Source organism: Brevibacterium sp. AGC70, assembly GCF_057334195.1.
On sequence record NZ_JBHFIH010000014.1, the window covers coordinates 441,692 to 463,267 of the forward strand.

At 59.1% G+C, this 21,576-nt stretch carries 22 protein-coding genes and 1 pseudogene; 6 read left to right on the plus strand and 17 right to left on the minus strand.

Annotation, left to right across the window (positions count from 1 at the left end; all coding sequences use genetic code 11):
* The 3 genes from ACE03M_RS12200 to ACE03M_RS12210 form a co-directional block, all read left to right on the plus strand.
* Positions 1–720, plus strand: a 720-nt coding sequence (locus ACE03M_RS12200; RefSeq protein ID WP_485934145.1) for a 3-hydroxyacyl-CoA dehydrogenase NAD-binding domain-containing protein, incomplete at its 5' end; no start/stop codon positions are given.
* A gap of 53 nt (positions 721–773) precedes the next feature.
* Positions 774–1,658, plus strand: coding sequence for an amidohydrolase family protein (locus ACE03M_RS12205; RefSeq protein WP_485934146.1), 885 nt, complete (start codon positions 774–776; stop codon positions 1,656–1,658).
* Between the two features lie 53 nt (positions 1,659–1,711).
* Positions 1,712–1,918: a hypothetical protein gene (locus tag ACE03M_RS12210; RefSeq protein ID WP_485934147.1), complete on the plus strand. Its 207-nt coding sequence runs from the start codon at positions 1,712–1,714 to the stop codon at positions 1,916–1,918.
* A gap of 24 nt (positions 1,919–1,942) precedes the next feature.
* Here the strand turns inward: ACE03M_RS12210 and ACE03M_RS12215 are convergent, their stop codons facing one another.
* Both ACE03M_RS12215 and ACE03M_RS12220 read right to left on the minus strand, forming a co-directional pair.
* Entirely contained in the window at positions 1,943–2,701 is a 759-nt protein-coding gene (locus ACE03M_RS12215; protein WP_485934148.1) for an SDR family NAD(P)-dependent oxidoreductase, read from the minus strand.
* A 31-nt stretch (positions 2,702–2,732) separates the two neighbouring features.
* The gene (locus ACE03M_RS12220; RefSeq protein ID WP_485934149.1) at positions 2,733–3,734 is read right to left on the minus strand and encodes an acetamidase/formamidase family protein; all 1,002 of its coding nucleotides are present in this window, start codon (positions 3,732–3,734) and stop codon (positions 2,733–2,735) included.
* 236 nt (positions 3,735–3,970) lie between these two features.
* On the opposite strand from ACE03M_RS12220, the gene ACE03M_RS12225 reads away from it, so the two are divergent.
* A complete protein-coding gene (locus tag ACE03M_RS12225; protein ID WP_485934150.1) occupies positions 3,971–4,630 on the plus strand; it encodes a phosphatase PAP2 family protein in 660 nt (219 codons plus the stop codon).
* Between the two features lie 138 nt (positions 4,631–4,768).
* On the opposite strand, the gene ACE03M_RS12230 is transcribed toward ACE03M_RS12225, so the two are convergent.
* The 10 genes from ACE03M_RS12230 to ACE03M_RS12275 all read right to left on the minus strand — a co-directional run bounded on the left by ACE03M_RS12230 (position 4,769) and on the right by ACE03M_RS12275 (position 14,854).
* A complete protein-coding gene (locus tag ACE03M_RS12230; protein ID WP_485934151.1) occupies positions 4,769–5,749 on the minus strand; it encodes a D-2-hydroxyacid dehydrogenase in 981 nt (326 codons plus the stop codon).
* A gap of 15 nt (positions 5,750–5,764) precedes the next feature.
* Positions 5,765–7,144, minus strand: coding sequence for an NAD(P)/FAD-dependent oxidoreductase (locus tag ACE03M_RS12235; RefSeq protein ID WP_485934152.1), 1,380 nt, complete (start codon positions 7,142–7,144; stop codon positions 5,765–5,767).
* Positions 7,141–8,244: an ABC transporter ATP-binding protein gene (locus tag ACE03M_RS12240; RefSeq protein ID WP_143921129.1), complete on the minus strand. Its 1,104-nt coding sequence runs from the start codon at positions 8,242–8,244 to the stop codon at positions 7,141–7,143. The genes ACE03M_RS12235 and ACE03M_RS12240 overlap by 4 nt, the downstream gene beginning before the upstream one ends.
* Positions 8,241–9,026: an ABC transporter permease gene (locus tag ACE03M_RS12245; RefSeq protein WP_240520256.1), complete on the minus strand. Its 786-nt coding sequence runs from the start codon at positions 9,024–9,026 to the stop codon at positions 8,241–8,243. The genes ACE03M_RS12240 and ACE03M_RS12245 overlap by 4 nt, the downstream gene beginning before the upstream one ends.
* Entirely contained in the window at positions 9,023–9,865 is an 843-nt protein-coding gene (locus ACE03M_RS12250; RefSeq protein ID WP_485934153.1) for an ABC transporter permease, read from the minus strand. Before ACE03M_RS12250 ends, ACE03M_RS12245 begins: the two co-directional genes overlap by 4 nt.
* Before the next feature lie 24 nt (positions 9,866–9,889).
* Entirely contained in the window at positions 9,890–10,999 is a 1,110-nt protein-coding gene (locus ACE03M_RS12255) for an ABC transporter substrate-binding protein (protein WP_485934155.1), read from the minus strand.
* 10 nt (positions 11,000–11,009) lie between these two features.
* Entirely contained in the window at positions 11,010–11,567 is a 558-nt protein-coding gene (locus ACE03M_RS12260; protein WP_186292974.1) for a helix-turn-helix domain-containing protein, read from the minus strand.
* A 314-nt stretch (positions 11,568–11,881) separates the two neighbouring features.
* A complete protein-coding gene (locus ACE03M_RS12265) occupies positions 11,882–12,484 on the minus strand; it encodes a PadR family transcriptional regulator (protein ID WP_485934157.1) in 603 nt (200 codons plus the stop codon).
* Positions 12,485–12,554: 70 nt separating this feature from the next.
* The gene (gene ligM / locus ACE03M_RS12270) at positions 12,555–13,958 is read right to left on the minus strand and encodes a vanillate/3-O-methylgallate O-demethylase (protein WP_485934158.1); all 1,404 of its coding nucleotides are present in this window, start codon (positions 13,956–13,958) and stop codon (positions 12,555–12,557) included.
* Between the two features lie 44 nt (positions 13,959–14,002).
* Positions 14,003–14,854 carry a methylenetetrahydrofolate reductase gene (locus ACE03M_RS12275; RefSeq protein WP_485934159.1) on the minus strand — a complete coding sequence of 284 codons (852 nt, stop codon included), beginning with the start codon at positions 14,852–14,854 and terminating at the stop codon, positions 14,003–14,005.
* Positions 14,855–15,135: 281 nt separating this feature from the next.
* Between ACE03M_RS12275 and ACE03M_RS12280 the strand changes: the two genes are divergently transcribed.
* The gene (locus tag ACE03M_RS12280) at positions 15,136–16,482 is read left to right on the plus strand and encodes an MFS transporter (RefSeq protein ID WP_485934161.1); all 1,347 of its coding nucleotides are present in this window, start codon (positions 15,136–15,138) and stop codon (positions 16,480–16,482) included.
* A 59-nt stretch (positions 16,483–16,541) separates the two neighbouring features.
* On the opposite strand, the gene ACE03M_RS12285 is transcribed toward ACE03M_RS12280, so the two are convergent.
* The 5 genes and pseudogenes from ACE03M_RS12285 to ACE03M_RS12305 all read right to left on the minus strand — a co-directional run.
* Positions 16,542–17,048, minus strand: a complete 507-nt coding sequence (locus ACE03M_RS12285) for a DUF3237 domain-containing protein (protein ID WP_485934162.1) — start codon at positions 17,046–17,048, stop codon at positions 16,542–16,544.
* 68 nt (positions 17,049–17,116) lie between these two features.
* Positions 17,117–17,620: a DUF805 domain-containing protein gene (locus ACE03M_RS12290; protein WP_485934163.1), complete on the minus strand. Its 504-nt coding sequence runs from the start codon at positions 17,618–17,620 to the stop codon at positions 17,117–17,119.
* Positions 17,621–18,033: 413 nt separating this feature from the next.
* The gene (locus tag ACE03M_RS12295; protein WP_485934165.1) at positions 18,034–19,413 is read right to left on the minus strand and encodes an MFS transporter; all 1,380 of its coding nucleotides are present in this window, start codon (positions 19,411–19,413) and stop codon (positions 18,034–18,036) included.
* Positions 19,414–19,420: 7 nt separating this feature from the next.
* Positions 19,421–20,053: an MBL fold metallo-hydrolase gene (locus tag ACE03M_RS12300; RefSeq protein ID WP_485934313.1), complete on the minus strand. Its 633-nt coding sequence runs from the start codon at positions 20,051–20,053 to the stop codon at positions 19,421–19,423.
* 135 nt (positions 20,054–20,188) lie between these two features.
* A pseudogene (locus tag ACE03M_RS12305) lies at positions 20,189–20,455 on the minus strand (MBL fold metallo-hydrolase); the annotation flags it as partial.
* A gap of 111 nt (positions 20,456–20,566) precedes the next feature.
* On the opposite strand from ACE03M_RS12305, the gene ACE03M_RS12310 reads away from it, so the two are divergent.
* Positions 20,567–21,496: a LysR family transcriptional regulator gene (locus tag ACE03M_RS12310; protein ID WP_485934167.1), complete on the plus strand. Its 930-nt coding sequence runs from the start codon at positions 20,567–20,569 to the stop codon at positions 21,494–21,496.
* Positions 21,497–21,576 lie beyond the last annotated feature (80 nt).

A 21,576-nucleotide genomic window follows, 5' to 3' on the forward strand; every position in this document is an offset into this window, starting at 1 on the left:
CTCCCCCCCCTCGCCGGTGCCGATTTCGTGCAGGAGAACGGGCCCGAACGCCTCGAAGTCAAGCAGTCCATGCTCGCCGAAATCGATGCCGCAGCCCCGGAGGCCGCGATCATCGCCTCCTCCACTTCCGGGTTCTCCCCCAGCCAATTGAACGCACAGGCGACGAAGGCACCGGGACGCATCGTCGTCGGTCATCCGTTCAACCCGGCCCACCTGGTTCCCCTCGTCGAGGTCGTCCCGTCCCCCGATACCCCGGCCGAGGTCGTCGATCGTGCACTGACCGTCTATGAGGCTATCGGGAAGAAGCCGATCCTCGTCCGCGCAGAACTCCCCGGCCATGTGGCCAACCGCCTCCAGGCCGCCATGTGGCAGGAAGCGTACTCACTCGTCGATCGTGGAGTCGTGTCTGTGGCCGACATCGACACCGCTATCTCCTACGGGCCCGGTCTGCGCTGGGCCATCCTCGGGCCGCTCGCGCAGCAGTCCCTGTCGGGTGGGTCCGGCGGAATGCGGCACGTGCTCGACCATCTGGGGCCACCTCAGGAAGTGTGGATGCACGATCTGAGGCAGGTTCACCTCGGCGAGGATCTCAAGGAGAAGCTCATCTCCGGTGTTGATGAGGAGCTTCAGGGTCGTGACCCGGCAGTGCTATCGAAGCAACGCGACGACATGCTTCTCGAACTCATCGCACTCAAACGCAAGTACGGCGAGCTGCCGTAGGTCCTGCCCCGCACAAACACGATGCCGACCACCCCGCTTCCGGAAGGACACTTATGATCTACCAGCCCAACATCGACCTCTCGAAGATCACCGCAATCGACGTGCACACCCATGTCGAGGCCGATGACCACCAGCACACGTCTCTCGATCGGGAGCTCCTCGACGCCTCGGCGGGATACTTCAAAGCATCGGTCCCCCGCACGCCTACCGTCGATGACCTCGCCGCCTACTACCGGGAACGCAACATGGCCGCGGTGATCTTCACCGTCGACGCCAGGACAGCCCTGGGCGGGCATCCCCCTGTCTCGTCCGAGATGATCGCCCAGAAGGCTGCTGAACACAACGATGTCCTCATCCCCTTCGGCTCCGTCGATCCTCATAACGTCGCCGAGGCGGTCGCCCGAGTCCAGGACCTCGCTGTGAACTACGGGGTCAGGGGCATGAAATTCCACCCGAGCCTGCAGGGCTTCGACCCCAGCGACCGCAAGTACTACCCGATCTACGAAGCCTGCGCCGAGCAAGGACTCGTCGCGCTGTTCCACACCGGCCAGACGGGGATAGGTGCCGGACTGCCCGGTGGCCGCGGCATCAAACTCCGATACTCGGACCCGATGCTGCTCGACGATGTGGCCGCTGATCTGCCTGAACTGACGATGATCTTCGCCCACCCCTCGGTTCCCTGGGCCGATGCCTCGATCTCGATCGCCACTCACAAGGCCAACGTCTACATCGACCTCTCCGGGTGGTCACCGAAGTACTTCCCACCACAGCTGACCAGGGCGATCGGGTCGATGCTCAAGACGAAGACGCTCTTCGGCTCCGACTTCCCACTCATCACCCCAGAGCGCTGGATCAACGACTTCGAAGCCCTGGGCATCAGAGAAGACGCCGTACCGCTGATCATGAAGGACAACGCAGTCAGGGTGTTGGGGTTGTGAGCAGAAGCGTAGACTGGGCGCCAGCTCACTCTCGAATGCGAAAGGTGATCATCATGTCCACCGAAGACGGTATTCGCAAAGCTACCGAGAACCTGGACCAAGCTGCTGATGCGGCACCGTCCCAGAAACGCGTCGACCAAATCGAATTCGACACGAAGGACTTGGCAGCAGAGGAACGTCGACAGAATTTCGAGGGAGATGCACTGGGTTCGACGACCGCGAACAGGGAACATGAGGAGCCCGACGAATCAAACGGCTGAGCAGTCCCCTCAGGCTCTCTGACCTCAGAACTGGATTCCGCGAGTCAACGCTCCGTCGATCAGCAGGTTTGCCCCAGTCGTCCGGCTCGACAGCGGACTCGACAAGAACACGACACTCGCCGCCGTCTCCTGCGGTGTTCCCATACGTCCTGTGGGATTCAGGCTCATCGCCTGTGCGAACAGCTCGGGGTCGGATGACTCGATTCCCGGCCACACTCCATCCTCGTGATACGTGTTGCCCGGCGACACCGTGTTCACCCTGACGCCCTTGTCAGCAAGACTGAGCGCCAGTCCGGCCATGTAGCCGATGATCGCGGTCTTCATCGTCCCATAGGGCCCGGAGGCGAAGTCAGCTTCTCGACCAGAGACGCTCGAGATGGAGATCAGCGATGCCACACCGCTCTTCTCCAGATATGGGATCACGAGCTTGGACAGATTGACTGTGCCCATCATGTCGACGTTGAACGACTCGTACCAGTTCTCTTCGGTATCCGGTATCGCCAGGGCGCTGACACTGTTGACGACCATGTCGATTCCGCCGAACTCTGTGGCCGTGGCTTCGACCCATTCGGACAGAGACGTGGCGTCTTGGACATCAAGGACCGTGCCGGTGGCTCTGCCCTTCGAGGCCAAGGATTCTTCCGCCTCGGCGACCTCTGAGGCGTTTCGTGCACAGAAGGCCACGTTGGCACCCTCGGCGATGAACGCCTCGACGATGGCACGCCCGATACCCCGTGTACCCCCGGTGACCATTGCTGTCTTCCCACTGATCTTCAAGTCCATGACGGAACTCTCTCTCCTCGATGCTCTGGAACTAGGACAAGGAACGTGCACGATCACGCAGCTCCGCGTGGATCCCGTCGAAGGCACTGCGCGTGGGCAGGAGGGACTTCGCGATCTTCGTCACGACGCTGTAGTTGGTGTCGACCACATTGGCGACGGGGACTAGGGAGATCTGGGTAAGCAGCTGATAGGCGTCCATGGTCTCCAGCCCGTAGAGCTCACCGAGCCAGCGGATCATTTCAACTTGGGAGATCCTCCACGAGTCCTCCATCGGTCTCGAGGACCCGACCACCATCCAATGGCCGTCGGTCTCCAGCCGCGGCCACGCCGGAGCGCCGCCTTTGATGAGGTCGACGATGATCGTCGAGTTCATCGCGCCCTCGACCGCTGTGCCGCACGCTTCCCCCTCGCCCTGGCGGTAGTGACCGTCGCCGATGGAGAACATGGCGCCGTCGACGTTGACTCCGAAATAGGCTGTCGTGCCGATCTTCATCTCGGGGGTGTCCATGTTTCCGCCATATCGTTCGGGTGTCAGTGAGGAATGCACCTCGCCGCCGGCCGGCGCCACGCCGACGGTGCCGAGCATAGGCTCGAGCGGCAGCGCCAGTTCGAAGTCGCCTCTGCGAGGCTGGAATCCCACCGTCTGCGCGGCGGAATCGATCTCGTAGATCCACACTCCTTCCGGCAGAGGATCGTGCAGGAGGCTGGTTCTGTCCGTCGCCGTCAGCCCGCCGAAGAACGGGATCATCGCCGAGGCTCCCCAACTGCGTGCAGGCGTGAGATCGACGATGTGGACGGCCAGGGTGTCCCCCGGTTGGGCTCCTTCGACGTAGAACGGTCCCGTCTGCGGGTTGAGGTATCGTGAATCGAGCTTCTCGCTCGGAATGTCCGCGACCGATGTGATCGCATTGTTGAAGGCGTCCTCCGACCACAGTCGTAGAGCTGTACCGGGTGCGATCGTGGCTGCCGGTTGGGATCCGCCAAAGGTGTAGACGAACTGATTGGGCTGTGGAATAAAGTCAACGACGTCCATACTTGATGCTACGTGAGCCACGTCATAACGCCAATAGTGCTGATCGACGTAAAGCGTCAATGGTTCAGCTCCCATTATCCAGCCGTTTCCACTTGGACACCGAGAACCGACTAAACTCGCCCTTGATGGTTGTCGATTCTCGCATGGCGCCTGATGGTCAGACCGGCCTTCCCACCGATCAAGACCGAGTACAGGCGAAGAGTAGGGGATGGCTTACTCGGGCAACCTCAATTTGGGTGCTGGCACTCGGATTCGTCGTGTTGACGATCTTCGCCATGGGGCCCTTGCGAGTCTGGGACTACCAACTCAATCGTCGCTGGCTCTACCTCTACAACCCTGATCTGGTGTGGTTCGCACAGAATATCCTCGACAGCATCGCCGGGCAGGCAGTCTGCATGCCCGTGCTGGCGATTGTTGCTATTGTGATCGCGCGCAGAAGTCAGTCCTGGCGTCCTATCGGGTTCGCTCTGGCAGCCGAGGCCGCCTTCTTCATCGGCATCGGAGGGCTGAAGGTTCTGCTGGCCCGCCCATCGACGACCTTGCACGATCCGAGATTCTTCCAAGGCGGTCTGCTCGAGTTCGGCGATCGTGGGATCAGTTTTCCCTCCGGACACGCCGCCGAGGCGGTGCTCATCTATGGCGCCGCCGTCTACCTCATCGCCCACTACAGTGGCGCATCCCGACGGCTCGTTCATATTCTGTGCTGGGTCGTCGTCGCCATCAGCGTGAACTCTGTGGTGGTCTCATTCCTCCTCGGGTGGCACTGGGTCACAGATCTCCTCGGTGGCCTCATTGCGGGCGGCTTGTTCCTGCGAATCCTGGTGCAGTGCGACAGGCGGACGCGCTACCGGTGGACTCGTATACAGGGCTTCCAACGAGCCGGCATAAGCTCCTGACGATAAGCACTCATGCTTTCGCCCTGCAAACCAAGTCGTAGTTCGCTGTCACCAGTTGCGGGCGTAGGAGTCTGAAGTCCCGGACTATCGGGCGAAGTGATTACGCGGCATGGTCCGTCAACAGATGCTGGTAAGCGTTTACGCTGACTCAGGCGGTTGTCCAACGCGATTGAGCAGTTCGTCCCCAGAACAATAGCGCCGCAGATTCTCCACGAACAGAGCTGCGAAGGCGTCGTGCCTGCCGACGGTATCGCCTGACATGTGTGGGCTGATCACGACGTTGGAACAATCCCACAGCGGATGATCCATCGGAAGTGGCTCGGGTTCGGTGACGTCCAGGACGGCAACAGTTCCAGCGCGAGCATTCATCTCTTCTGCCAGCGCCATGTGATCGACGGTTGATCCTCGCCCGACGTTGATGAAGACGGATTCTTTGCGCAGCTGCCTGAGCACGGCGGAGCCGAGCAGCCCATCGGTCGCGCTGGTGGCCGGCAGGCAGGACACAACTACATCATGTTGACTGATTTGAATCGGCAGCACCTCCACACTGGCCACATCGTCGAAGTCAGGAAGCGGAACAGGTGTTCGGCGAATGCCGACGATGCGTCCGAAACCCGCCTGCCGAAACACTCGCGCACACTCCGAACCGATGTTTCCCGTTCCGATGATCAGAACGTTCAGTTCGGAATTCGCCTTCGGCTCTCGGTAATCTGTTCGGCGCTCTCGTGTATCGAGGGCTGAACGGAGCAGCCCCTTGGACCATAGGAGCACACTGCCGAGGACGAATTCGGCAATTGCAAGGTCGAGGACTCCGCGACAAGTCGTGAGAATGACTCCGGCTGATTCCATGCGATCCACGGGCAAATGGTCGACACCGGTCATGTTCACATGTACCCATGACACTGCCGGTGCCAGTTCGAGAAGACGCTCGACGTCATTCCAATATCCCGCACGCACGAACACCACCGATGTGTCGGGATGGACCTGTCGAAGATCCGCGGGCAGCAACCGCTGAACCTTGAACTCGGCACCCGGGACGTTCACTGCCGAGCCCAGGTCGCCCAGACGGGAGGAATCCGCGCCATCAGATCGGTCGACGATGACAATTCTCCAGATCATCCGGCCGCCTCCGTCCTATCGTCCCGAGATCTTAGTGGCCAGGCGACCGAACACAGATGTGTCCGCACCTCCCCTTCGATGCTCGATCGTGTCTGCCGCCTTGTACATCATCTGCACAGATCGCGAGCCGATCCAGCGCAATGGTTCAGCCTCCCATTTACGCGGCATGTTCCGGACCCACGCCGACCCTGTCAGCGAAGAATCCTGCTCGGAGATGAGTCCTGCAACCGTGCGTCCGGCTACGTAGGAGGCCGTCACCCCCTGCCCGGCGTAGCCTCCGACACGAACCAGTCGATTCGCCTTGGAATAGTCGATGAAGGGCGACCAGTCACGAGGAACTCCCAAAACCCCTCGCCACGAGTGGGCAAGTTTGATGGGAACAGTCGGGAACAGTCCTTGCAGGATCTCTCCCAATTGAGATGTGGTCCCTGGGTCGAGCTCCCCGCTCGTATCGAATCGCGATCCCCAGAAATATGGCACTCCGCGCCCGCCGATAGCGATCCTATTGTCGGCAGTTCGCTGGGCATAGAAGTAGATGTGCTGTGCGCCGCTCAAACATTCGTAGCCCGACCAGCCGATGGATTCCCATTGCGACTCAGGAATCTGCTCAGTGACAACCATCGACGACACCATCGGCAACTGGTCCCGTTTCCTGCCTGGCAGCGCCGAGGTGTATCCCTCGGTCGCCAGAACGACCACTGACCCACGCACGTGTCCACGAGTGGTCTGACAATCGCCATCGGAGAACTCCTCCACTGGAGAATTCTCATAGATTCTGACACCGAGATCTTCACATAGTTCCGCGAGTGCGTACACCAATTTCGCCGGATTGCATTTGACCGAATAGGGGCTGTAGACGGCACCCTGCACTCCCGGCACATGGATTCTGTCGTAGGTCTCTTCCGCACTCAGCAGAGCGATTTCATCTTCGGTCAACCCCCAGCTCCGGTCTTCTTCGACATGGCTCCGCAACCGGGCAAATTCGCTGTCACTGCGAGCGATCTGCATCCAACCGCCTCTGTGCGCGTCGATGTCTTTGCCTGCGGCGGCCATCAGATCGTCGATCTCAAAGACGGCTTGGTGGCACGTGCGCTCGATCTCTAAGACCTGTTCTGCACTGACCGATTCAGACATGAGATTTCGGCGCAGGCCGACAGTCTTTCCGCTGATCCAACCGCCGTTTCGTCCGGAGGCTCCGTATCCCACGAATTCCTTCTCCAACACAACGATATCGAGTGACGGATCCTGCTTCTTGGTCCAATAGGCGGTCCATAGTCCTGTATATCCGCCGCCGATGATGACCACGTCCGCTTGAGTGGATCCTTCGATCCGCTGCCGAGTTCGACTGAGGTCCCTGGTGGAGTCGAGCCAGTGGGACAGATGTCCGTTCTTCATGATTCTTCCCCGTTCTTCGCCGAGGTGGCCAGTGGCAGGATGCGAGATCGATCAGCTTCCCAGGTCAAGAGCACTTCCTGACCGATGGCGAAGTCATCGACGTCGGTCGCCCGCGACCGGACAACGCCTCCCCCACCTCGGCAGGAGACCATGTATTTCACCGAATGTCCGACGTAGACCCTGTCAAGAATCTCTGCTTCCACGGTCGGACCTGACTGTTCAGCGCTCGAAGCGCTGATGAGCTCGACGCTTTCGGGTCGGATCATCAACTGCGCCGGACCACGATGATCGACCTCGGTGGGCAAGTGGAAGTCATCTCTGACGAACTCGTGGCCGCTTCCCTGCTCTTCGATCAATCCGTCGAGATGGATTGATTCGCCGAGGAACTGCGAAACGAATTCATTGCTCGGGTTCTTGTACAGCTCGTTGGGTGTTCCGATCTGTTGAATCCGCCCCTCATTGAACACCACTATACGGTCGGACAGTGCCATCGCTTCATCTTGATCGTGAGTGACATAGACGACCGTGGTGCCCAGATCTCGGTGAATGCGACGAATCTCTGTCTGCAGTCCTTCACGCAACGCCTTGTCCAGTGCGCTCAACGGCTCATCCATCAGCAGCAGTGGCGGCCTATAAGCGATCGCACGCGCAAGTGCCACTCGCTGCTGCTGACCTCCGGACAGCTGTGCCGGCATCCGAGCACGGTACTTCTCGAGGGAGACCTTTGACAGAGCCTCGTCGGTGGCTCGCTTCCTCTCGGCCTTGTCGAACCCATGCTGTTTGAGCGGGTATTCGACGTTCTTCTCCACTGTCATATGCGGGAACAGGGCATATCCCTGGAACACCATGCCGATGTTGCGGCGATGGATGGGGATATCGGTGATGTCTTTCTCGTTGATCATGATTCGACCGCCGCTGGGCTCTTCGAACCCTGCGATCATGTTGAGCGTCGTTGTCTTACCGGAGCCGCTGGGCCCCAGCAGGGAGATGAACTCTCCCGGCTCGACGTCGAGGTTGACGTCCGCAGCAGCAGTGACGGATCCGAATCGTTTGCTGATGTCGCGAAGACTCAGTGCTGCACCGATGACTTGTGTGCTCATGTGCGTTTCCTCTTGAGATGTTGAGACAGGATTCCGCCGATAGCGGCAGCGGTCGTAGTGATCATGATGAGAGTCGCCGCGGCGGCAATCGTCGGATCGACCTCACGCTGCATCCCGGCGAACATCGTGACGGGCAGTGTCTGCAGATACGGACTTGAGATGAACATCGACACCACCACTTCATCGAAGGAGGTGATGAATGCGAAGAATGCTCCGGAGAGAATGCCCGGCATCAGCATGGGAACGGTGACGCCGATGAATGCGCGGAACTTATTGGCTCCGCAGACCCAAGCTGCTCTTTCGAGAGACACGTTATATGCAGCCAGCGTCGACCCCACCGTCACGACAACGTAGGGGACGGCCAGTGCGGTATGGGCGATGAGGAATCCAGGCAGCGTTCCGACCAGACCGAGTCTGAGGAACAGGCTGTAGAGTCCGACGCCGAAGATGACGGACGGAATGATCATCGGAATGACGAGGAAGTTACGGCCGATTGATTCCCTGATGCCCTTGACCTTGGACAAGCCGTAGGCAGCCAGTGTTCCCAGCACTGTTGCCAAGACAGCTGTCAGTAGCGCAATCTGCACAGAGTTGAGGAAACCTCCGAGCCACTGTGCGTCGCTGAAGAAGTTCTCGAACCATCGCAAGGAGAAGCCCTTGGGAGGGAACGCCAACGATCGCTGTTCATTGAAGCTCATCGGGATGACGATGAGCGTCGGAGCAACAAGCCACAGCCCGATGAAGACGCATGCGGCCCATAGCGTTACGCGTGATTTATTCACAGCCCGCCCCCGATCTTTCCGATCTTGATGCCCATCACCTTGGCTACAAGGAAGAGAAGCAGGAAGACTGCTCCGACCATGACCAGCGTGGCAACTGCCAATGCGCCTCCCCTGCCCCACGAGAGCAGCTCAAGCACCTGTGTGAACAGAGCATTGGGAATGAGCTGCTGCCTCGGTGAACCCAGAAGTGCCGGTGTGACGTAGAAGCCCAACGACAGGATGAAAACGATCAACGACCCAGCGAAAACCCCGGGCAGGGACAGCGGAAAATAAACCTGAAGGAATGCTTTCCACTTCGGAGCCCCCATGATGCGTGCTGCCAAGGGCAATCGGGAGTCGATCCCGACCATGACAGACACCATCGGCAGGACCATAAACGGCATGAGTATCTGGCACATGCCGATGAGCACAGCAGTATTCGTGCCCAGAATGGTCAGAGGATCGATGCCGAAAGCGCCGACGACCGTATTGAGCAGTCCGTTCTTCTGGAGGATGATGATCCACGCAAATGCCCGGACCATCATCGAGGTCCAGAATGGCAGCAGGACCACCACCATGAGAATCGAGCGGACCAAGGTCGAACTGGTTGCCATCAGATAAGCGAACGGGTAGGCCAACACTGCGGTGATCAGGGTTGCCAACACCGCAATGTAGATCGTTCGCCACAGGATATCGTGAGCGGTCGAGTTCGTGGCCAACCACTCGAAGTTCTGGGTGCCCGGCTCCGGGTCCGTCACACTCATCACCAAGATGATTGCGACAGGGACGATGAAGCCGAGCGCCACCAACAGCAGTGCTGGCCATGCCAGCACTGCTGTTCGCGATTGCTTAGCACTCATGAGAGAACACCTTCACGAAACCACTCATTTGTTGAGCCAATCTCCCCACGCGGCGTAAAGCTCCTCCTGGTTCTCTCCCCAGTAATCGGCATTCTGTGGGAGCGTCACGTCGAGCACTTCGGGCCGCGTTACATTGAATTCCTTGGCTTCGCCTTCAAATTTCGGTTTGGAATCCACGTTGACAGGCGAATAGCTGGTCGCCTCCGCCATTTCTGCCTGTTGCTTCGCTCCCAACGCGTAGTTGATGTAGGCATGTGCAGCGATCTTGTTCGGCGAGTCTTTGGCAATCGAGAAGGTATCGCTGGCAAGGAATCCCTGATCCCAGACTGGTTTGAAGTTGGAACCGTTTTGATTGGCCTCATAGATCCGGCCACTCCAGCCGAAGATCATATCGGCTTCGCCGGCCTGGGCCATCTGAGTCTGCTCAGCACCTGTCTGCCAGTATTTGACGTCCTTCTTGATAGTGTCCCATTTCTTCAATGACCGTTTGGTGTCGAGGGGAAACAGGTCATCCGGCTTCACACCATCAGCCAACAGCGCTGCTTCGAATGTTCCAGCGGTAGCCGACGGTCGGCCTTCAACGGCTCGTGTGCCGGGGAACTTGTCCGTATCGAAGAAGTCTTTCCACCCGGTAGGAGGATTGTCGCCGTATTTGTCCGCGTCATAGAACATTCCATAGACGTAGACCAGGGATGGGAGGTAGCAGTCGCCCTGCGGGGTACCTTCGGGGATCTTGCTGGTATCGATGAGCGAGAGATCCAGCTTCTCGAACAAAGTGCCGCAATTCGCGGCATTCTGCGTGGGGCTTGCGTTGATTGCGTCCCAGGAGACATTGCCGGAATCGACCTGAGCTTTGAGCTTAGCGGCATCTGTAGGGCCATCCGAAAGCACTTCTGCCCCGGACTGTTTGGCAAACGGTTCAGAGAAGGCCTTAGTCTGACCATCTTGGAACCCTCCGCCCCAGGAGACAAACGTCATCGTCGTACCGTCCAACGACCCTTCGGCGACTTCACCGGCAACCGGGTCCTTGAAATCGTCTGCGTTGAGTTCGCTGGTGCTCTCTCCCCCTTGCATGCATGCGGTGAGGGCAAATGGCAATATCAGTGCCGCAGCAATTGCAGAATATCGTTTCATCATGATTCCTCTATTTCTTATGATTCTTGATCACTAAGAGAGCTCTGCTTGAATTCGGGCCTGGGTTGTAGACCGTGTTCGTTCGATCGGAAGCGAAGTCAAGACTGTCACCGGCTTTGAGGAAGTGAACATCTGAGCCGATGTCGATGCCGAGGTACTCTGTCAGGCAGATCCACAGTTCGGTGCGATCGACCCCTGGAGGGACTCGTGTGCCGGTGCTTGACCCCGGTGGAAAGTCGAACAGGCAGACATCGACGTCTGCCATCTCTTCACGGGTGAGGACGTACTTGTCGACCCCGTTGTAGTCCAGGTGCCTGTATTCGTCGAATCGTACTATTCGGCCATTCGGCTGGTCTGCCGGGAACAGATGGCCGATTGTCGTGCCGAGAGCCGCACATAATCGTGTCAGCGTGCTGAAGGTGACATCTGTGTTTCCTCGCTCGAGCTGGCTGATGAATGAGGTGCTCAGTTGCGCTCTTGAAGCAAGCCCCCTCTGAGTCATCTTCTGCGATGTGCGCAGCTTCTTGATGGATTCCGCAAGGGCCTGAGACGCGTCATTTCCTGACATGTATGGCTCACTCTTTTTGACGGATTCTGGTGACAGTGAAGCACTCTGAGCCATTTGCCCTCTTCTCCTTCGAAGTATGACAATAGTATGAAACAGATCACATTTTTACAAGAGTGGCACTTTATTTTTTGACCTAGCTGACAATCACACTTAACCCGACCGGCGCCTGCTCGAGAAGTCACAGTCGCCGTAAGACGCAACTAACGAGGCCACACCGATGACCGCCGCTGTGATCTGGATTCTGGACCGCGGATGCACTGACGACTGTCCGCATGAAGTGCGTTGGAATCGTCTCGCAGGAAAGCCCCAGCGCTCTATTGTGCGGTCTGTGCGTTCTTTCGTTCGAGCCTTTTGCTGAGCTTCAGACCTCGCTGGGCCCATTCGATCTCGCTGCGGGCTCGGGCGGCCAGGCCTTCGTAGGCGAACTTCTTATACGCGATGGTGACTTCACGGTCTTCATCAGATGTGACTGCCAGACGACGATTGAGCATTGGAGATTCGAGAGCTTCGATGGTGGCGATCTCGTCCTCCCAGACTTTGAGCTCTCTCGTCCAGTGAGCTATGTGCTCGCTGAGGAACGTAAAGACGGCGTCCTGGTCAGCCGACTCGAGGTATGCGGCCCTCAAGTGAGCGGCATCGCGCGTGCGCTGGTACTTCAACGGACTGTGCATCCATTCGATGAAGGCTTGCTCCCCCGCCTCGGTGACATGATAGACACGGCGCATTCCAGCAGATCCGCGAGTCTGCTCCTCAGCGATGATGAGCTCTTCTTTCGCCATCTTCCGCAACTCTGGATAGATCTGCGAATCCGGGGCATGCCACACATGACCGACGGATTGGGAGAACTGCTTCTGCAGCTCGTAGCCGGACATCGGGCCGATGCGCAGCAACGCCAGGAGAGCGCTTCGGAGACTCATCGTGGTTCCTATTCTGTGAATCAGCGAGGGGGTCCAGGCCTGCTGCCCGAACCCCCTCAGACTACAACTCTCAGGCGTCTTGGCCGGTTCGCCATCCGCCACGGTAGGTCTGACGTGCAACTGTCGAATACGGAACGGGGCTCACGACGACGCCGACTTCTGTCTGCTCGTGCTTCTCCACCGATGCCTTCGATGTACCGCCGTCGGGCTCGCCCCAGACGACCTTGAGCTCAGCTCCCTCGGGGACGTCGGGATTGACCGTGGCCAAGGACAGACCTCGGCGCTCATTGGCCGAGTATCCGGTGAACATCGAGAAGCCGACGACATTGCCATCGGCATCGACGACCGAGTCATAGTTCGCCGAACCGTAGTTGGCCAAGGGCAGATCGAAGTACTTGTAATTCGGTCCATCGACGTTGAGCGGGGAGGCCAGCACTTCACCCAGATCATCGGCATCCCAGGCCAGAGTCACCTTCTTGCGCTGGGCTGCCGGATCCATGGCTTCCAAGGCACTGCGGCCGATGAAGTCGTGGTCGAACTTCACGAACGACCCGTAGCCGAGCTCCCATGGGGTCAGGTAATAGTCCTCAATGTTGTCAGAGACGAACGATCCGGCCAGTGTGCCGGTGGCTTCGTAGCTGTCGGCGCCGAGCCATTCGCGGTAACCGCGTTCGGCCTCTCCGGAGTAGATGGCCGGCAGCGGCGAGGGGATCCAGCCCGACTCCAGCGTGTTTGACGGGTAGGCCCGCGCGCCGACCGGCAGCAGACCGAACTCGACACCCGCCTCGACGATGGCATCTCGGATCGCGTCGTGGTCCTCGTAGGGTCCCCAGATCTCGAGGCCGGGGGCACCGGCCATGCCGTGGCGCAGGGTGCGGACCTGCTTGCCTGCAATGGTCATGGTCGACATGTTGAAGAATTTCAGCTTCTCCAGCTCGCCGCCGTTGAGCTTTTCGATGATCGCCCAAGCATTGGGGCCCTGGATCTGGAAGCGGTAGTAGCGGCGGCTGACGGCATGACCGTATGGCCGTGATGGGGACCTGCGGTCGACCTCGATGTCGAGGTTCGAATAGCCGCCGGTCTCACCGTGGTAGAGCAGCCAGTTCGACGCAGGTGAGCGTCCCACGTACACGTACTCGTCTTCGGCCTCGTGGAAGAGGATGCCGTCGCCGATGACATGGCCGGATTCGGTGGTGGGCACGTACTGCTTGGCCTTGTTCACGGCGAACTTGGCGACCGAGTTGATCGCGGTGTCGGAGATCAGCTTGATGGCATCGGGGCCCTTGAGGAACACGTTGTCCATATGGTGCGACTGATCGTAGAGGACAGCGGTCTCACGCCATGCCTTCTGTTCCTTGATCCAGTTGGTGAAGTCAGCGGGGACGACCGGATAGATGTACGAGCCGATCTGCGAATTGCGCAGATGGTCGACAGCATTGGTCGAATCGAGGATCTGCTGGAGATTGTCGGTCATGGTCGATGAACCTCTCTGTTCTTATCTCTGTGTGTGCCTGGTGTTCAGGCCTGTGCGGTGAAGTCTTGGACCCATTCGGCTGTGGCTGCGAGTCCGCCGAAGGTGTAGAAGTGGGTCTTGACCCCTGACGACGCCGAGGTGATGGATTCGTAAGAGGTCATATCCTTGAGGAATCGCTCCGGTCCGGCAGTGCCGATCAGATTCGTCAGGGAGAACCCGTACTTCTTCGCGATACCCGCACTGGTGCCCACACCGAAGCGGCGGGCATAGCCCAGGAGTCGCTTGATGCCTGCGGGACCGGGGGTGCCGATGCGAAGGTCAGCCTCGATGCCGCGGCCGCGCACTTCATGGACCCACGCCACGACCGCCTCGGCGTCGAAGGCGAACTGAGTGAGGACGACTTGGCCAAGTCCCTGTTCTGCCAGGGAAGTGCACTTGGCCTCCATGTGTTCCCAAAGTGCCTCCGTGCTGATGTCCGGGTGGCCCTCGGGGTAACCCGCGATTCCCACCTCAGTCACTCCGTAGTCCTGCAGGATGCCGGTGCGAATGACCGAGAGCGAATCGGAATAGGGGCCCTCGGGGGTCGCCGGGTCTCCCCCGACGACGAAGACATGCTCGCTGGCTCCGGCCTGCTGCAGAGCCTCGAGGAACTCACGCAGCTCAGTCTCTGACTTCAGCCTGCGGGCCGAGATATGAGGAACGGGAACGAACCCGAGGTCGAGGGCTTCTTTGGCGGCCTCGACACGCATCTGCAGATTCTCGTTGCCGAGGAACGTGACGTTCACGCGCGTTCCCTGCGGAATCGCATGAGCAGCCTGCTGCAGGCTGGGAACGTCTTTGCCGGTCATCTCCAAGGAGAAGTCGTCCAGCACCTTGGTAGTGGTCGTTGCCTCCACGTGGTGAATCCTTTCGTGAACACTGCGGTGGGTTCTTGAAATCACTATACGCATAGGTATTTAACTATGTCCATAGGTAAATGGTCTCCCATAGGCAACCCGTCTCCCGCTGCTGACTCCTCGACTGGTCGCACTTGGGTGCAATGGGCACACTCAGCAAAGCACAGGCATTGCCCGAGCCTGAAGCCACTGATAATGTGCTGAGCGTCACGCTTTCCCTATCATCATAGGTATCTCGCAATGATGCGGGTGCTTATCTCACCTCAGAATCGGAGTATGCGGTGGACCTGCGCGAACGACTCAACACCTCTCGAATGTCGGCCTATCAATGGCTGATCGTCGGCATCTGCACCTTCCTCAACGCTCTGGACGGCTATGACGTCCTTGCCATCTCCTTCTCCTCGAACCAGGTCAGCGAGGAGTTCTCCCTCTCGGGGACGGCGCTCGGACTGGTGATGAGTGCGGCGCTGCTCGGCATGGCGATCGGCGCCCTGGTCCTGGGCCCGGTTGCGGACCGGATCGGGCGACGGAACATGACGATTGTGGCTCTCATCGTCAATATCTGCGGTCTCTTCCTCTCCGCCACCGCCACCTCGGCGGCTCAGCTGGGTATCTGGCGCGTCGTCACGGGACTGGGTGTCGGCGGCATTCTGGTGGGCACGAATGTCATCTGCGCGGAGTACGCCTCCCGCAAGCGCCGCGGCCTGGTCATCAGCATCTACACCGCCGGCTACGGCATCGGTGCAGCACTCGGCGGATCGGTGATGGTCTCGCTCATCGCCACCTCAGGCTGGCGCTCGGTCTTCGTCCTCGGCGGATGCCTCGCCACGGTGTCCCTCCTTCTCGTCCTGCTGCTGGTCCCCGAGTCGCCGTCCTATCTCTACACCCGGAAACCGGCGAACGCGCAGAAGAAGCTCGACGACATAGCTCGGAAGCTGGGCTTCACCGACACGGTCGATCTCTCTGCCACGACCATCGCCGAGGAGAACGCCACGAGCGACTCAGGTGTCCTGGCTCTGTTCAATCGTCGCAACCGCCGGGTCACATTCGTCGTCTGGGCTACGTTCTTCATCGTGATGTTCGGCTTCTACTTCGTCAATTCGTGGACCCCGCGCCTCATGCACGAAACCGGGCTCACCGACACCCTGTCAATGATCGTCACAGTCGGACTGACCTTGGGCGGGGCCATCGGCTCTGTCGTCTTCGGTCTGTTCACCTCCCGCTGGTCGACCCGGTCGGTGCTGACATGCTTCTCAGTGCTGGCCGCGATTCTGATGGCGGTGTTCATCTTCACCGCGCAGTGGATCGTTCTGGTCGTCATCGTCGGCGTCCTGGTCGGCATGTTCAGCAACGGCTGCATTGCCGGCCTCTACGTTCTCACCCCGCAGTCCTACTCGTCTTCACTGCGTTCGACCGGTGTGGGTTGGGGAATCGGGATCGGTCGCTTCGGCGCGATCATCGCCCCGACGGCCACCGGTGCGATGCTCGACGGCGGATGGACTCCGCAGGCGATCTACGTCTTCGTCGGCGTGGTGCTTCTGCTGGCGGCAGTCGTGCTTCTGGGCATGCGCGGAGTCGACGTTGAGGCCAACCGTCGCCCGGACGTCAGAGAAGCTGCTGCGGTGTGACGGTCAGGTCATAGACCAGATGCCTGTGGCGCTGGTTGGTGCCAGCGGAGTGGCAGGAGTCAGTGGACCTGGAAGATGTCGATTCGCACGCCGGTGGGACTGCGTACTCCGGAGCCGATGAACAGGACGTTGCTGAGCCAGGCATATGGGCCGGACTGGTCGGCGCTCAATCGCGGTACGCAGCGGAAATAGATTCGCTCGGGATCAATCTGTTCGCCGTTCATCAGCTTGTTCAAATCACTGCTGCTGCCGGTGCGCAATGCTCGATTCTCGACGAGGATGTGGTGCCCGTCGTCGGTTTTCAATACGTAGTCGGCGGCCAAGTAGGACACGGTCTCGCTCGGGTATTGCTGGAAGTCGGCACCGGCGTCGAGCACCTCTCCGTTGAAGCCCGCGCCCGAGACCTTTCCACCGCGGATCGGGACGACCTTGCGCAGACCGTCAACCGTGGTTCCGATGGTGATCGGTGCGTCCACATCAACGTCGATGGTGGCTAGGTAGGACAATTCCGGTGGGCTGACCCCGCTTGCGATTCCGGTGCTGTGAGGACCTGGTGCTTGTGGCAATGTCCTGCTTCCTTTCTGTGGTCACCGCCGAGGTTGCCCTTTAGCGATCGGGGTCGTGTCGTCCGCGCTCAACGTCGGTCGAATCGCTGTCCGGAAGGGTTGCTCGACAGCAACGAGAGGACGAAGAGAATGAGCGAACCGAAGAAGGGCACGATGCCGATGAGTATGACCCATCCGCTCAGACTCACGTCGTGGAGTCTGCGCACGCCGAGACCGATGTTGGGAAGGATGGTCGAAAGGAAATACAGGAACAGCAGTGAGCTGATCAGTCCCGCACCGAACGTGGTTTCGTCGCTGACGTCGCCGTAGGCGTTCGTTCCAGCGGTTGCGACTTGGATCACACCGGCGAGGGCTCCGCCGACACCGTAGATGATAAGACTGAGCAGCGCGATCCACCAGTACTCACTGCGACTGGCTCGCCCTGAGAAGACAGCGTACTTGCGGAAGTAGCGCCCCACTGCGGCACCCGGCGCTGCCCCCAGAATCGGCGCGTCGGTGTTGCCCGTGGTCGCCCTGCCAGTGTTCTCATCCTGCGTCCTCGGGCTATTCGTGAGCATGGGGTCGTGGGTCATGCATTCAGAATACTCGGACACGATTAGTGTGATCTGCAGTGGACTGACGCGGCCAACCCGACTTCCCTGCCCTCCCCGAAAGTACGTTGTTCATCTCAATCGTGAACTGATCAGTCGTGTCCTGGTGAAACACCAGCCGGAATGGTTCGTCTTCCCATTCGTCGACCATTTCTGAAAAGTGTATGTCGATCCCTGCAGACCTCCATTCTGCTGTAGGGGGCGACAGCAGAAGGTCGGCGTTCCCCGGCATTCTGCCTGTCCGGTCCGACGTCTCACGGTAGGGGCTCTCTCAGTTCTTGGAATGAAGTCACCTGCCAGTTGTGCACCCCACCCGTCTCCCGGAGATCAATGAGATCTTCGGGAGACGGGTGAGCAGTTGAGAGATCGGACTTTGTGCTGCACTACAGGAGACTTCACACTGCAGTTCGCTGATTTCCTTTGATTTTCTGAACGCCTCCAATCGCAGGTTCTGCCTGAGAGGCCCCTCCCTCTGAGTAGGAACGGCTCATGAATACTGCGATTGCGCCGAGAAGCGCAATCAACGCCCAAGCTGCAGCGATCAGATACGGGCCGGCACCAGGAACGAGGATGAGCGCCGAGGCGACCATCGGAGAGAGGCCGGCGCCCAATGCAGCAGCCAGTTGGTATCCGACGGACGCACCTGAATATCTGACCTGTGGTGGAAATAGCTCCGAGACGTAGGCTGCGATCGGTCCGTAGCACAAGCCCTGAACGAGGCCATTTCCAAGGATGATCGCGATCGCGTACTGGTGGACTTCCCCGCTGACGATGAGCAGCACGACCGGCAGTGCTAACGCGGCCGCCACAATATGCGCCCCGATCAGGGTCAGCTTGCGACCGATTCGATCACTGAGCCGAGCGACCAGAAAGGTGACGATCAGAGTGGTCAACGCTCCGAGCGCCTTCCAATTCAGGACCTCTGACTTGTCCTCACCAGCCGCCACTGCGACCGAAACGCCCCAGACTGTAGTCAGTCCCTGCGTGACATAGATGGTCATCGTAGCCATCAGTGCGACGAGTACTTGTCGCTTGTAGCTGGCAAAGACTGTAAGCAACGGGACCTTCCGCTCGTCGCTTTCCGACTCGAGTCGCTGAAACGCTGGAGTCTCACTCACTTTGAGACGAATCACGAGACCGACAACGATGAGCACAGCAGACAAGAGGAACGGCAGTCGCCAACCCCAAGTCGCGAATCCATCTCCTGTCAACGTAGCTGTCAGAGAAAGGACGAGGGTCGCCAGGATGGCACCTGCCGGACCACCGGCATTGGCGAATGCCGCGGCCAGACCTCGGCGATTCTTCGGTGCATGCTCCAACGCCATAAGGGCCGCTCCTCCCCATTCTCCGCCGACCGCGACTCCTTGGACGATCCGAAGGATGAAAAGGGATATCGGTGCGATCATTCCGATCGATTCGGTCGGTGGCATGAGCCCGATAACGACTGTGACCACCCCCATCATCACCATTGATACGATGAGTGCTTTCTTGCGACCCACACGGTCGCCGAAGTGCCCAAAGATTATGCCTCCGAGCGGTCGGGCCAGATAGCCTGCCGCAAGAGTACTGAAGGAAGCAAAGAGCGAGAGCCCTGGACCCAATCCGGCAAAGAAGAGCTGTGCGAAGACTATCGACGACGCTGTGGCGTAGAGAATGAAATCGTAGAACTCGATTGCAGACCCAACGAAGCTCGATGCCAGGATTCGTCGCATCTCTGGAGTCTTAAGCGAAGTCTGCAGACCTTCAGAATCGACAACGTCATTGTTGTTCGTCATTGTGCGTTCAGCTCCTGAGTGTCGCGCGTGTTGGTGTTGAAATAGACAAAGAGTCGAGGTCCTCCGGGACGAGGAACGTCCCAGGGAACTGTTCGCTCCCTCGAGACCAGACGGACTCGTCCGCAGAACCGGGTACCAGGTGGTGCAGTGCCAAAGTTCGCGCTCCGGCTTCGTCTGCGATCCGGATCGCACCATCGACTGAAGTATGCGACTTGTAGTGGTGGTCGCGCGACGCTATTCCTTCGTCATCGGTGCGGTGGCTGTATTTGTCTTCCACCCAGCTGAAGTCGATAGCTTCGTGCAGAAGCAGATCGGTCTCTCGAGCCAAACGCACCATGTTTGCCGTTTCACAGGTGTCACCCGAAACGGTCACTGAACCGTATTCGCTGTCGAAGCGGAACGCGAAGGCCGGCGCAATGGGCGGGTGCTCAACCAGGATTGCCGAGACGGTCACCAGGTCATCTGTGAAGATGACGAAAGGTTCCATATCGGGCGTCGGATGATCATTCGGGTGATAACCGGAATCCTCGGGTATCTCAATTTCGCGTGGGTCGAATAGCAGCTCTGGCGACGGTCGAAGAGAATCGAGGACCCGATCATTGATATCGGTGGCAAAGGCCTCAACGATGCTCTTGAACATGCTGGCGACTCCAGGAGTCGGATTAGTAGGAGCAACTGGTTTGGGCGTGGACTTCGCTCGCGTGGAGATTGGAGGGAGCGCTCCGCGCTGCCCCGGCCCGACGAGCGGGACAGGAGTGTCGACTCGTTGCTGAAGTTCGTGCATTCCGAATACGACGAGAGAGGGCAGGTCGATTGTATGGTCCGAATGCAAGTGGGTGATGAACACTCCGCCTAGATCTCCGAGATCCAATCCAGCTTGCCGGACCCTACGCCCGACTCCATGTCCGGCGTCAATGAGATAGAACCGGTCTCCAACGACAACCGCGGTGGAGATGCCAGCGCGGTCTTTGAGATCACCCTTCCACCATCGCGGTCCCCCCGCGGTACCCAGGGTGATGACTTTCATTGTGGAACTGTTCATTGTGAGAATGCCTCGTGCTTCATTGCATAGATGAGTTGACTCCGTTCAGTCTTCCGCGACAAGATCAAAAAGAAAATCAAATTATTGTCACCAAGAACATAGGTAAAACCGATGAAGGATATTACCCTCCGACAAATCGAGTACTTTCTCGCCATCCTTGACCAAGGTTCCCTCAGCGCTGCGGCCGCCGCATCCAACGTGTCTCAGGCGACAATGTCGGCAGCACTCAGCCAACTGGAGAAGCAGTTGGACGTAACACTTGTTGCCCGCGGGCCAGCGAGACGTGCCCGACCGACAAGCGCCGGCAGGGAGTTCGGAATTCGCGCCAAGTCGATTCTGGCCACAGTCACTGAAGCTGTAGATTCGGTAAGCGAAGACTCTGCCGTCCTGCATGGGCCATTGCGCATCGGCTGCATCCCGACTGCGGCTCCGCGGGTGCTTCCTGGAACTGCCTCAAATTTCGGCCGCCGATTTCCCAAGATTGATGTCAGCTTCGTCGAAGCCCACCCGACCACCATTCAGCAGATGATCCTTAGGGGTGAGATAGATCTGGCTGTGATGTATCGCAAGCAGGTTCAGATCGAGGGACTCCAAAAGCACCCATTGTCCGAGGTACAGCTACACGCAGTAGTTGCAGCGGATCATCCTTTGGCGGATCGCAGCGGAGTCGAAATCGCCGAACTCATCGACGACCCGCTAATTCTCCTCGACTCGCCACCAACCGCAGATCTACTCATCGGGCAGATCAGAGGCTTGGGGCACGAGCCGAAGGTCAGATGGCTCCTGCCGAACGCGGAAACAATTCGGTCAATGGTGGCTTGGGGCCTCGGGTTCTCACTGGCCAATGCTGTCCCCCACCCAGAGATCCGGTCGTTTCAGGGCATGCGCGTGAGATATTTGCCTGTGACGAACCCTGAATTCTCGAACACGATTGTGGCAGTGACGATGGCCGAGGCGCGAGTGTCGAAGAAGGTGGCCACCGCGCTGGACGTGCTCAGCCAAGTCGCTGAGGATACCGATCCTTCACGATGGACGGCATGAGGGGAACAGAACTCAGCCATTTCAAACAGCGAGTCCCAACCACACAACACAGCGCACTGCCCCGACAAACCGATGTCTCG

Bases quoted from the DNA above. Each gene is read 5' to 3' on its own strand.
- ACE03M_RS12205 (WP_485934146.1), top strand. From the start codon at position 774: ATGATCTACCAGCCCAACATCGACCTCTCGAAGATCACCGCAATCGAC.
- ACE03M_RS12210 (WP_485934147.1), top strand. From the start codon at position 1,712: ATGTCCACCGAAGACGGTATTCGCAAAGCTACCGAGAACCTGGACCAA.
- ACE03M_RS12215 (WP_485934148.1), bottom strand. From the start codon at position 2,701: ATGGACTTGAAGATCAGTGGGAAGACAGCAATGGTCACCGGGGGTACA.
- ACE03M_RS12220 (WP_485934149.1), bottom strand. From the start codon at position 3,734: ATGGACGTCGTTGACTTTATTCCACAGCCCAATCAGTTCGTCTACACC.
- ACE03M_RS12230 (WP_485934151.1), bottom strand. From the start codon at position 5,749: ATGATCTGGAGAATTGTCATCGTCGACCGATCTGATGGCGCGGATTCC.
- ACE03M_RS12235 (WP_485934152.1), bottom strand. From the start codon at position 7,144: ATGAAGAACGGACATCTGTCCCACTGGCTCGACTCCACCAGGGACCTC.
- ACE03M_RS12240 (WP_143921129.1), bottom strand. From the start codon at position 8,244: ATGAGCACACAAGTCATCGGTGCAGCACTGAGTCTTCGCGACATCAGC.
- ACE03M_RS12250 (WP_485934153.1), bottom strand. From the start codon at position 9,865: ATGAGTGCTAAGCAATCGCGAACAGCAGTGCTGGCATGGCCAGCACTG.
- ACE03M_RS12255 (WP_485934155.1), bottom strand. From the start codon at position 10,999: ATGAAACGATATTCTGCAATTGCTGCGGCACTGATATTGCCATTTGCC.
- ACE03M_RS12260 (WP_186292974.1), bottom strand. From the start codon at position 11,567: ATGTCAGGAAATGACGCGTCTCAGGCCCTTGCGGAATCCATCAAGAAG.
- ACE03M_RS12265 (WP_485934157.1), bottom strand. From the start codon at position 12,484: ATGAGTCTCCGAAGCGCTCTCCTGGCGTTGCTGCGCATCGGCCCGATG.
- ligM (WP_485934158.1), bottom strand. From the start codon at position 13,958: ATGACCGACAATCTCCAGCAGATCCTCGATTCGACCAATGCTGTCGAC.
- ACE03M_RS12290 (WP_485934163.1), bottom strand. From the start codon at position 17,620: ATGACCCACGACCCCATGCTCACGAATAGCCCGAGGACGCAGGATGAG.
- ACE03M_RS12295 (WP_485934165.1), bottom strand. From the start codon at position 19,413: ATGACGAACAACAATGACGTTGTCGATTCTGAAGGTCTGCAGACTTCG.
- ACE03M_RS12300 (WP_485934313.1), bottom strand. From the start codon at position 20,053: ATGTTCAAGAGCATCGTTGAGGCCTTTGCCACCGATATCAATGATCGG.
- ACE03M_RS12310 (WP_485934167.1), top strand. From the start codon at position 20,567: ATGAAGGATATTACCCTCCGACAAATCGAGTACTTTCTCGCCATCCTT.